This is a genomic window from Neisseria sp. HMSC065D04, from assembly GCF_001815675.1.
GTDB lineage: Bacteria > Pseudomonadota > Gammaproteobacteria > Burkholderiales > Neisseriaceae > Neisseria.
Genome location: NZ_KV821469.1, coordinates 1 through 10,036, shown reverse-complemented (window position 1 = coordinate 10,036; position 10,036 = coordinate 1). Strand labels below are relative to the sequence as shown.

The following is a 10,036-nucleotide window of genomic DNA, read 5'->3' as shown; positions in this document are numbered from 1 at the left end:
AGGGGATTTTGGGGAATTTTGCAAAGGTCTCAGGCGGTCTGCTGTCAAACCGTCCGCCAGCGATGCGATGAATCAATAAAATCACAAAGGTCGTCTGAAAAACAGTTTTCAGACGACCTTTGTGATTCTCAAACAGCCGATATAGCGAATTAAATTAAGCCATCCGTAGCGTGGGCTTCGCCCGCGAATCTGCCGATCAAATCCCGAACCAGACAATCAACCAAGCCGTTTTTCGTGGGCAAAGCCCACGCTACAATCCGCGTCCAGTATCAGCGGCGTACCGTTATTCCCCAACCCGCCTACCAAGTCGAATAAGGATGCTTGCTCAAATACGCATTGGTAAATTTTCCTTCCGACGTAATCTCCTCGCCCAGCCAGTCCGGTTTTTCAAACGGCGTATCTTCCGCAGGCAGCTCGACCTCCGCCACCACCAAAGGCGCGTTGTCGCCGAAATACTCGTCGATTTCAAACACAAAGCCCTTAAATTCCACCCGATAACGGTGTTTTTCCATCTTAAACGGACACATCGTCTCCATCATCTGCCGCGCGTGCGCCAAAGGAATTTCGTATTCAAACTCGCTGCGGCTGACATCCGAAATATAGCCTTTCAAAGTCAGCCAAGCCTTGTCGTCAATAATGCGCACGCGGATGGTGCGCTCTTTTTCCACGCTCAAATAGCCCTGCTGCAACACTTGCGGCGCAGAGGCTTCGCGCTTCCAGTCATCGTTTTTCAACAGGAAGCGGCGTTCGATTTCAATAGTCATCTGTTTGATTCCAATATAAAAGAAGGTCGTCTGAAAACAGGTTTTGCAGGTTTCGCACACACCTTAAAACGGCTTGAACACCACCATATACAAAGCGACGACCATCATCAATACAGGCACTTCGTTAAACACCCTGTACCACTTGTGCGAATGCGTATTGCGTTTTTCCTCAAAGCCGCGAAGCAGCGCGCCGCAATAAAATTGATAAGCCAAAAGCAGCAGGCCCATCAACAGCTTCACATGCAGCCAGCCCTGCCCCCACCAGCCCGTAACAAACGGAATCAAAATGCCGAACACCAGCGTCCCGAATCCCAACGGCGACATAAACTTATACAGCCGCCGCGACATCGCCGAGAGCCGCTCATATTCCACCGGCTGCTCCGCCGCCTCAACCTGCGCCAGATTCACAAAAATCCGCGGCAGGTAAAACAGCCCGGCGAACCACGAAATCACAAAAAACACATGCAAGAGCTTAAACCACAAATACATTTTCAGACGACCTCATGCTCGAAAACGCATATTTTACCCGCCAAACCGCAGCGGCTGTTTTCTTTATGTCAACGACTGTCTGTTTTACGCCCGAAAAATTGTAAATCACGTCATAATTTCGAACAGTTGATATGCAATAAAATTAAACTTTGTTAAAATGCACATGTAATTAAAACCAATAGCCGCCATACCTCGCGGAACAAACACAAAACGGAAAGAAAACATGATTAAGCAATTTGAAATCAGCACCAGCGTTCAAAAACAACTCGGCGACTACCTCGCCGCCAACCAGACCGACCTCAAAACCGCCATGGCAGACGAAACCCGCAACGGCGAAGTCGCCGCCATCATCCATGCCGGCCTGCCCATGATGGTGCGCAAAATCTATTCTCTGGAAAAAATGAAAAACTTCTTCTGGACGAAAAAAGAACTGATGGTCGAATTCGTCGCCATGCGCCTTGCCGCCGCCGAAAAGAAAAACGCTAAGAAAAAACGCTGATTCCTTCCTTTCGGAAAAAATACATCAAAAGGTCGTCTGAAACCATTTGCCGGGTTTCAGACGACCTTTTCATATTCGAATCGATAGAAATATTTTCTTACGATTTTGCTATATAAAATAAAAACCACCATTTCCGCCCACCTCAAACGGCAGGCGGTTTTACTTCAATTTGATTTTTCGTTATCTATAAAGTCATTGAATTGTTGGCGGAACTCCATCGGTCGGGCGATATAAGGAATCGGAGCATGACTGCCACCCGTCCCCCTGATCACTATGGAGCCATAATTGAAAATCCTGCCCCAAAAACCTTGAATTACAGAAAGACTTTCAGCACGATCTATATTTAGTTCAATTGTTTGCCGACGGATAAAGCCAGCTTTGGCAATCAGTCTTTTATTGGTCAATGCAAGCTCCGTTGTCATGACATTCAGCACAGCCACAATAATGAACAATATGCCGATTATTCCAATAATTGGAATCTCTCTTATCAACAGTGCAAACAATGCACCAAATACCAATCGTCCGAATTGGGACAGCCACGATACTTGCGCTTTATAAACAATACGTTCACTCCGCCCTAAAGAGCTTTCAATATAACTTGCCATTTGACGTTCTCCACATTAGGTATTTTCCAAAAATACGGATTATAATCCGTGGATAAATAAGCGTCAAAATTGGATATTTTGAGATTTGTGAAGACAAATCTCATGAGTAAAATCAGTGTTTTGATAGGTATAAAAATCCGAGAAATCCGCAAACAGTCCAATATCAACCAAGAAAACTTAGCCTTACTTGCCGATATAGACAGAAGCTATATGGGTAGAATAGAAAGGGGGGAGGTCAACATAACGGTCGATAAACTGTATCAACTGTCTTCTGCTTTAAACTGTTCCATACACGACCTGCTGCCGGATGATTCAGAAATTAAAAATACCTGAACCGTTCAAGTAGTCCGCCCACATGACCAATCTTCTAAAAAGGTCGTCTGAAAACCGACATCAAGGTTTTCAGACGACCTTTATCATTGTGAAATCACTATATAATACCGCTCATTAAATTCCCGATACGAGCCAGCCATGTCCGCATCCCAACCCACCATCGCCGCCATCGCCACCGCACCCGGACGCGGCGGCGTCGGCGTTATCCGTCTTTCCGGCAAAAACCTGCTGCCTTTGGCGCAAACCCTCAGCGGCGGCAAAACGCCCAAACCGCGCACCGCGCTTTACACCGACTTTCTCGGCGGCGACGGGCAGCCGATAGACAACGGCATCCTGCTCTACTTCGCCGCCCCCGCCAGCTTTACCGGTGAAGACGTGATTGAATTGCAGGGACACGGCGGTCCCGTCGTGATGGACATGCTGCTTTCGCGCTGCCTCGAACTGGGCGCGCGCATGGCGGAACCGGGCGAATTTACCAAACGCGCCTTCCTCAACAACAAGCTCGACCTTGCCCAAGCCGAAAGCGTCGCCGACCTTATCGACGCCTCCAGTAAGTCCGCCGCACGCATGGCGTTGCGTTCGCTCAAAGGCGCGTTTTCCCAACACATACACGAGCTGGTGGACGACCTTATTACTTTGCGGATGTTGGTCGAAGCCACGTTGGACTTTCCCGAAGAAGACATTGACTTCCTCGAAGCTGCCGACGCGCGCGGCAAGCTCCAAGTCCTGCAAGGCCGTCTGAAAACCGTGCTCGCCAGCGCGGAACAAGGCGCGATTTTGCGCGAAGGCATGAACGTCGTCCTCGTCGGCGCGCCCAACGTCGGCAAATCCAGCCTGCTCAACGCCTTGGCGGGCGACGACATCGCCATCGTAACCGACATCGCCGGTACCACCCGCGACACCGTGCGCGAACAAATCACCCTCGACGGCGTACCCGTCCACATCATCGACACCGCTGGCCTGCGCGAAACCGACGACGTGGTCGAACAAATCGGCATCGAGCGCAGCCGCAAAGCCGTCTCCGAAGCCGATGTCGCCCTGATTCTCATCGACCCGCGCGAAGGCGTGAACGCCAAAACCCAAGCCATTTTGAACAGCCTGCCCGAAGGTTTGAAAAAAATCGAAATCCACAACAAAGCCGACCTGACCGGCGAACCCGTCGCCGTCCGTTCAGACGGCCTCGCGCAAACCGGCGCGGACACCGTCATCAGCCTGTCCGCCAAAACCGGCGCGGGTCTCGATTTGCTCAAACACGCGCTGTTGCAGGAAGTCGGCTGGCAGGGCGAAAGCGAAAGCCTGTTCCTCGCCCGCAGCCGCCACCTCAACGCCCTGCACGAAGCCGAAGCTGAGCTGGAAAACGCCGCCCTCTGCAACAACAACCAAATCGAGCTTTTCGCCGAACACCTGCGCCTCGCCCAAAACGCGTGCAGCGAAATCACCGGCGAATTCACCGCCGACGATTTGCTGGGCGTGATTTTCTCGCGCTTCTGCATCGGCAAATAAGATTAACCCTTATCCATACGCGAAAGGTCGTCTGAAAACCAAGATTCAGGTTTCAGACGACCTTTGCCGTTTGAAAGCATTGGTTTTTGACGAAATCCACGGATTGCTCACAACTTATCCACAATTTGAACTTCATCCCAATTCAATCAAACCAAATCTAATTCATTGAAAACTATCAATATACACAAAAGGTCGTCTGAAAATTTTCAGACGACCTTTTAAATTGTTCACAAAATTATCAACAGGACTAGGGTTATCGGCATCAAACCAGATTCTGCGGATTGCCTGCGACGAAGCGGTTGATGTTGTCCACAAGGATGTCAAACAGACGGTTGGCGGCCTCTTGGCTTGCCCATGCAATGTGTGGCGTGACAATGAGGTTGGGCAGTCGAGCTTTCAGCAGAGGGTTGCCGTCGCGCGGCGGCTCTTGTGTTAACACGTCAAAACCTGCCCCGCCGATTTGGCCGTATTTCAACGCCGCAACCAAAGCGGCTTCATCAACCAAGCCGCCGCGCCCGCAGTTGATGAGGATGGCGCCGGGCTTCATCTGTTGCAACTCGGCTTCGCCTATCATGTTTGCCGTTTCCGGCGTGAGCGGGCAATGCAGCGACAGCGCGTCGGCAGTGCGGACGGCTTCGTCAAAGGAAACGTAGCCGTCGCGGACGGTTTCGGCGTGTTTGTGTTCGACAAACACGACCTTCATTTTGAACGCCTGTGCATAAGTTGCCAGCGTCTGTCCGATGTTGCCGCGACCGAAAATCGCCAGTGTTTTACCGTTTAAATCGCGCATCGGTGCGCCGAGGTGGCAGAAAAACGGCGAGTTTTCCCACAAGCCTGCTGCAACGTCTCGCTGATAGGCAGGCAGGTTGCGCATCAGGGTAATCATCATCATAAACGCGTGTTCCGCCACGGATTCATTGCCGTAAGCGCGGATGTTGCACACGCTCACGCCCGCTTGCTTGGCGGCAGCAAGGTCAACATTGTTGACGCCCGTCGCGGCTAGCGCAATCAGTTTGAGCTGCGGGTTGGCGGCGATGTGTTCGGCGGAAATCACGACTTTGTTGGTAATGATGATGTCCGCGCCCTGTATGCGCTCGGCGGTCTGATGCGCCTCAGTCGAACCATAGCTGCTTAAAGTATGCGGAAAATCAAAGTCAAACGGACGGTCGGCAAGCGTGTCGCGGTCGAGAACGGCAATGCACAGTGGATTCATATTTCACCTATCAAAAATAAAATAATGATTAAAATAAGCTAACATCAGATAAAATATTCAAAAGATACGGCGTAGTTGAGAATGGTTATTATCCGAATCATACAGACATCACCATATCAGGAAACCATCATGATTAAAACCATGACCTTTGCCATTTTACATTTCGCCACCGCGTTCGGCGTTGCCTATATTTTGACCGGCAGCATTGGCATCTCAAGCGCAGTCGCGCTGGTCGAGCCGCTTGCCAACACCGTCGTTCTCTATTTCCACGAACAGGCATGGCGACGCTACGAAAAAAATATAGTGGATTAACTTTAAACCAGGACGGCGTTACCTCGCCTAACTTTAAACCAGTACGGCGTTGCCTCGCCTTGCCGTACTATCTGTACTGTATCTGCGGCTTCCGCCTTGTCCTGATTTAAATTTAATCCACTATAAAACCGTGAAACAAGAATGGGCTACGTCGCTGCACCATTGTGGATAAGTTTTGACTGGAGGTCGTCTGAAAACTGGCTAGGGCATATTGTTTCTTATTGGTAAATATTCTTTCAATAAAATAGATATTTATCAATCAAAACGAAATCAATAAAATGCTTTCCATCGCTTGAACGCCTATGCAGTTCATCTTTTATATTCAACATCATAAGGAAAGTATCATGAAAAAAGCACTCTTCGCCTCCCTCATCGCCGTTGCCGCCGCCACATCTTTCGCCGACAGCCGCATTCCCGAATGGAATCATGCCAACGACTCCGGCCCCATTCCAGGCTTAACCCAAGTCGAATATCACGACGCGCACGATATGCGTAAAGATGATGACCGCGTGAAATTCACCGCACCTGCCACAGGTGTGCGCGAAATCACCGACATCGGCTACAACGACACCTATGCCCGTTCGTTGCAAAACGGCTCAAATTGATTGCCCATCGGTTGAAGTTGAAAGGTCGTCTGAAAACGTACCCATCCGTTTTCAGACGACCTTTTGCTTTATCGGAAACGGCAGCTATGATACCCTTCAGCGCGGAATATCGAAGAGTCGATATTGTTAACTGATTGAAAACGCTATGAAAGGATAAAACATGAGCGGTTTGATTATTGAAGATTTGCAGGAAGGCCACGGCAAAGAGGCCGTGAAAGGCAAGGAAATTACCGTACATTACACCGGTTGGCTGGAAGACGGCACCAAATTCGACTCCAGCCTCGACCGCCGTCAGCCACTGACGATTACGCTGGGCGTGGGTCAGGTCATTCAAGGCTGGGACGAAGGTTTCGGCGGCATGAAGGAAGGTGGCAAACGCAAGCTGACCATTCCCGCCGAAATGGGCTACGGCGCACGCGGCGCGGGCGGCGTGATTCCGCCGAATGCGACGTTGGTGTTTGAAGTAGAGCTGTTGAAAGTTTATGAATAATGCCTGACGGCGTTGGGATGGATTTTCTACATTGAAAAAGAGCAAAAGGTCGTCTGAAAACCGAATGTTGAGGTTTTCAGACGACCTTTTTGTTTAATCCAAGCGGGTTGGGACAAACCAAATTTGTAGCGTGGGCTTTGCCCGTGAAACCTGCTGTCTAACCATGTCAGACAATAATCTCATTTGCTTTCATCTCGTGGGCAAAGCCCACGTTACGGATTGCAACAAGGCAACCTGTTCCTATCCCCGTCCGGCGGGGGAAGGTTAGGATGGGGGCGGCTTTGTGGGGTTTAGGCAAAATCGGATTTGTGTAACCCTAAGAGCCACCCTCTCCCCAACCCTCTCCCGCCGGACGGGAGAGGGGGTAGGTTTCAGGTTGAAACAAGGTCGTCGGAAACCTTGAGATTCGGGTTTTAGAGAAACCCGTTCTACACCCGTTTTCAGGCGACCTTATTTATTCAATCAACACGGGATTGGAATAACTTAGGTAGCGTGGGCTTTGCCCGCGAAATCCACAGTCTGACAACCTGAATCGGGAAACCGTGTATGTTATTTATCTCGTGGGCAAAGCCCACGCTACGGATTGCAACAAGGCGACCTGTCCCTTCCCCCGTCTAGCGGGGGAAGGTTAGGATGGGGGTGGCTTTGTAGGTTTAGGTAATAAAATCAAATTCGTGCCAACCGTAGAGCCACCCTCTCCCCAGCCCTCTCCCGCCGGACGGGAGAGGGGGTAGATTGCAGGTTGAAACGAGGTCGTCTGAAAACCTTGAGATTCGGGTTTTTAGAGAAACCCGTTCTACACCCGTTTTCAGACGACCTTATTTATTCAATCAACACAGGGTTGGAATAACTCAGGTAGCGTGGGCTTTGCCCACGAAATCCACAGTCTGATAACCTGAATCGGGAAACCGTGTATGTTATTTATCTCGTGGGCAAAGCCCACGTTACGGATTGCAACAAGGCAACCTGTTCCTTCCCCCGTCTGACAGGGGAAGGCCAAGATGGGGGTGGCTTTGTGGGTTTAGGGTAAAAGCAAATTCGTACAGCCCTAAGAGCCGCCCTCTCCCCAGCCCTCTCCCGCCGGACGGGAGAGGGGGTAGATTGCAGGTTGAAACGAGGTCGTCTGAAAACCTTGAGATTCGGTTTTTTAGAGAGACCCGCTCTACACCGGTTTTCAGACGACCTTTTTCCCATCCCGTACCCGCAAGCGCCTTTCCACCTGTCAAATCCCCCCGAAAAAGCGTACAATTCCACGTTTATTTTTGAATTCATTATATTTTCAGACGACCTCCGTCAGAGAAAAGAGGTCGTCTGAAACCATTAGGCACGTTGACACACATGACCCACATGATTTACCCCAAAACCTACGACGTCATCGTCGTCGGCGGCGGCCACGCAGGCACGGAAGCCGCGCTTGCCGCCGCACGCATGGGCGCGCAGACGCTTTTGCTCACACACAACATCGAAACGCTCGGACAAATGTCGTGCAACCCCTCCATCGGCGGCATCGGCAAAGGCCATCTCGTGCGCGAACTCGACGCGCTCGGCGGTGCGATGGCGTTGGCCACCGACAAATCCGGCATCCAGTTCCGCCGTCTGAACGCCAGCAAAGGCGCGGCGGTTCGTGCCACGCGCGCGCAGGCGGACCGCATTCTGTATAAAGCCGCCATCCGCGAGATGCTGGAAAACCAAGAAAATCTGGAGCTTTTCCAGCAGTCGGTTGACGACGTCACGCTCGACGGCGACCGCATCAGCGGCGTAATCACCGCGATGGGCGTGGAATTTAAAGCCCGCGCCGTCGTGCTGACCGCAGGCACGTTTTTGTCCGGCAAAATCCACATTGGTTTGGAAAACTACGAAGGCGGCCGCGCGGGCGACCCCGCCGCCAAATCGCTGGGCGGACGTTTGCGCGAATTGAACCTGCCGCAAGGCCGTCTGAAAACCGGCACGCCGCCGCGTATCGACGGACGCACGATTGATTTCTCCCGGCTCACCGAACAGCCCGGCGACACGCCCGTGCCCGTCTTTTCCGTGCGCAGCAACGCCGATATGCACCCGCGCCAAGTGTCCTGCTGGATTACGCATACCAATTTGAAAACACACGACATTATCCGCAGCGGCTTCGACCGCAGCCCCATGTTCACCGGCAAAATCGAAGGCGTCGGCCCGCGCTACTGCCCGTCGATCGAAGACAAAATCAACCGCTTTGCCGACAAAGACAGCCACCAGATTTTCCTCGAACCCGAAGGCCTGACCACCAACGAATACTACCCCAACGGTATTTCCACCAGCCTGCCGTTCGACATCCAAATCGCACTCGTGCGCAGCATGAAAGGCCTTGAAAACGCCCATATCCTGCGCCCCGGCTACGCCATCGAATACGACTACTTCGACCCGCGCAACCTTAAAGCCAGCCTCGAAACCAAAACCATCCAAGGCCTCTTCTTCGCCGGACAAATCAACGGCACCACCGGCTACGAAGAAGCCGCCGCACAAGGCCTGCTCGCAGGCGCGAACGCCGTGCAATACGTCCGCGGACAAGACCCGCTCCTGCTGCGCCGCGAACAAGCCTATCTCGGCGTGTTGGTGGACGACCTCATCACCAAAGGCGTGAACGAACCCTACCGCATGTTCACCAGCCGCGCCGAATACCGCCTGCAACTCAGGGAAGACAACGCTGACATGCGCCTGACCGAAGACGGCCACAAAATCGGCTTGGTAGGTGAAGCGCAATGGCGCATGTTCAACGAAAAACGCGAAGCTATCGAACGCGAAATCCAACGTTTGAAAACAACATGGTACACGCCGCAAAAACTCGCCGAAGACGAACAAATCCGCGTGTTCGGGCAAAAACTCAGCCGCGAAGCCAACCTGCACGACCTCCTGCGCCGCCCGAACCTCGACTACGCCGCACTGATGACGCTCGAAGGCGCAGAACCCGAGTGCAGGCTGCCTGAAAACGTGATTGAGCAAGTGGAAATCCAAGTCAAATACCAAGGCTATATCGACCGCCAAAACGAAGAAATCGACAGCCGCCGCGACATCGAAACCTTAAAGCTGCCCGACGACATCGATTACAGCAAAATCAAAGGCTTATCCGCCGAAGTGCAGCAAAAGCTCAACCAGCACAAACCCGAAACCGTCGGACAGGCAAGCCGAATTTCCGGCGTCACGCCTGCGGCGGTGGCATTGCTGATGGTGCATTTGAAGCGCGGGTTTAAGG

Annotated in this window: 11 protein-coding genes; 7 read left to right on the top strand and 4 right to left on the bottom strand. The window is 52.0% G+C overall.

Annotated features, from left to right (window positions below; all coding sequences use genetic code 11):
- Positions 1-299 precede the first annotated feature (299 nt).
- On the bottom strand, positions 300-764 hold the full coding sequence (locus HMPREF3050_RS00935; protein WP_070773145.1) for a CYTH domain-containing protein: 465 nt from the start codon (positions 762-764) through the stop codon (positions 300-302).
- 63 nt (positions 765-827) lie between these two features.
- Positions 828-1,253: a CopD family protein gene (locus HMPREF3050_RS00930; protein ID WP_049228039.1), complete on the bottom strand. Its 426-nt coding sequence runs from the start codon at positions 1,251-1,253 to the stop codon at positions 828-830.
- Between the two features lie 223 nt (positions 1,254-1,476).
- Between HMPREF3050_RS00930 and HMPREF3050_RS00925 the strand changes: the two genes are divergently transcribed.
- A complete protein-coding gene (locus HMPREF3050_RS00925) occupies positions 1,477-1,752 on the top strand; it encodes a hypothetical protein (RefSeq protein WP_003762327.1) in 276 nt (91 codons plus the stop codon).
- A 164-nt stretch (positions 1,753-1,916) separates the two neighbouring features.
- Here HMPREF3050_RS00925 and HMPREF3050_RS00920 read toward each other — a convergent pair whose 3' ends face one another.
- Positions 1,917-2,357: a PH domain-containing protein gene (locus HMPREF3050_RS00920; protein WP_070773144.1), complete on the bottom strand. Its 441-nt coding sequence runs from the start codon at positions 2,355-2,357 to the stop codon at positions 1,917-1,919.
- Positions 2,358-2,459: 102 nt separating this feature from the next.
- Between HMPREF3050_RS00920 and HMPREF3050_RS00915 the strand changes: the two genes are divergently transcribed.
- Both HMPREF3050_RS00915 and mnmE read left to right on the top strand, forming a co-directional pair.
- Positions 2,460-2,690: a helix-turn-helix domain-containing protein gene (locus tag HMPREF3050_RS00915; RefSeq protein WP_049225085.1), complete on the top strand. Its 231-nt coding sequence runs from the start codon at positions 2,460-2,462 to the stop codon at positions 2,688-2,690.
- Positions 2,691-2,828: 138 nt separating this feature from the next.
- Entirely contained in the window at positions 2,829-4,193 is a 1,365-nt protein-coding gene (mnmE, locus tag HMPREF3050_RS00910) for a tRNA uridine-5-carboxymethylaminomethyl(34) synthesis GTPase MnmE (protein ID WP_070773143.1), read from the top strand.
- A 262-nt stretch (positions 4,194-4,455) separates the two neighbouring features.
- Here the strand turns inward: mnmE and HMPREF3050_RS00905 are convergent, their stop codons facing one another.
- Complete coding sequence (locus HMPREF3050_RS00905) at positions 4,456-5,406, bottom strand: D-2-hydroxyacid dehydrogenase (protein ID WP_003779689.1); 951 nt, start codon at positions 5,404-5,406, stop codon at positions 4,456-4,458.
- A gap of 129 nt (positions 5,407-5,535) precedes the next feature.
- On the opposite strand from HMPREF3050_RS00905, the gene HMPREF3050_RS00900 reads away from it, so the two are divergent.
- From HMPREF3050_RS00900 to mnmG, 4 genes are all read left to right on the top strand, one after another.
- Positions 5,536-5,718, top strand: a complete 183-nt coding sequence (locus HMPREF3050_RS00900) for a DUF2061 domain-containing protein (protein WP_070773142.1) — start codon at positions 5,536-5,538, stop codon at positions 5,716-5,718.
- 344 nt (positions 5,719-6,062) lie between these two features.
- On the top strand, positions 6,063-6,323 hold the full coding sequence (locus HMPREF3050_RS00895) for a hypothetical protein (RefSeq protein WP_045073446.1): 261 nt from the start codon (positions 6,063-6,065) through the stop codon (positions 6,321-6,323).
- Positions 6,324-6,483: 160 nt separating this feature from the next.
- Complete coding sequence (locus HMPREF3050_RS00890; RefSeq protein ID WP_003743612.1) at positions 6,484-6,813, top strand: FKBP-type peptidyl-prolyl cis-trans isomerase; 330 nt, start codon at positions 6,484-6,486, stop codon at positions 6,811-6,813.
- Between the two features lie 1,338 nt (positions 6,814-8,151).
- Positions 8,152-10,036, top strand: a 1,885-nt coding sequence (gene mnmG / locus HMPREF3050_RS00885; protein WP_070773141.1) for a tRNA uridine-5-carboxymethylaminomethyl(34) synthesis enzyme MnmG, incomplete at its 3' end; no start/stop codon positions are given.

Coding starts and splice junctions, on each gene's coding strand:
- HMPREF3050_RS00935 (WP_070773145.1), bottom strand. CDS start 764: ATGACTATTGAAATCGAACGCCGCTTCCTGTTGAAAAACGATGACTGG.
- HMPREF3050_RS00930 (WP_049228039.1), bottom strand. CDS start 1,253: ATGTATTTGTGGTTTAAGCTCTTGCATGTGTTTTTTGTGATTTCGTGG.
- HMPREF3050_RS00925 (WP_003762327.1), top strand. CDS start 1,477: ATGATTAAGCAATTTGAAATCAGCACCAGCGTTCAAAAACAACTCGGC.
- HMPREF3050_RS00920 (WP_070773144.1), bottom strand. CDS start 2,357: ATGGCAAGTTATATTGAAAGCTCTTTAGGGCGGAGTGAACGTATTGTT.
- HMPREF3050_RS00915 (WP_049225085.1), top strand. CDS start 2,460: ATGAGTAAAATCAGTGTTTTGATAGGTATAAAAATCCGAGAAATCCGC.
- mnmE (WP_070773143.1), top strand. CDS start 2,829: ATGTCCGCATCCCAACCCACCATCGCCGCCATCGCCACCGCACCCGGA.
- HMPREF3050_RS00905 (WP_003779689.1), bottom strand. CDS start 5,406: ATGAATCCACTGTGCATTGCCGTTCTCGACCGCGACACGCTTGCCGAC.
- HMPREF3050_RS00900 (WP_070773142.1), top strand. CDS start 5,536: ATGATTAAAACCATGACCTTTGCCATTTTACATTTCGCCACCGCGTTC.
- HMPREF3050_RS00895 (WP_045073446.1), top strand. CDS start 6,063: ATGAAAAAAGCACTCTTCGCCTCCCTCATCGCCGTTGCCGCCGCCACA.
- HMPREF3050_RS00890 (WP_003743612.1), top strand. CDS start 6,484: ATGAGCGGTTTGATTATTGAAGATTTGCAGGAAGGCCACGGCAAAGAG.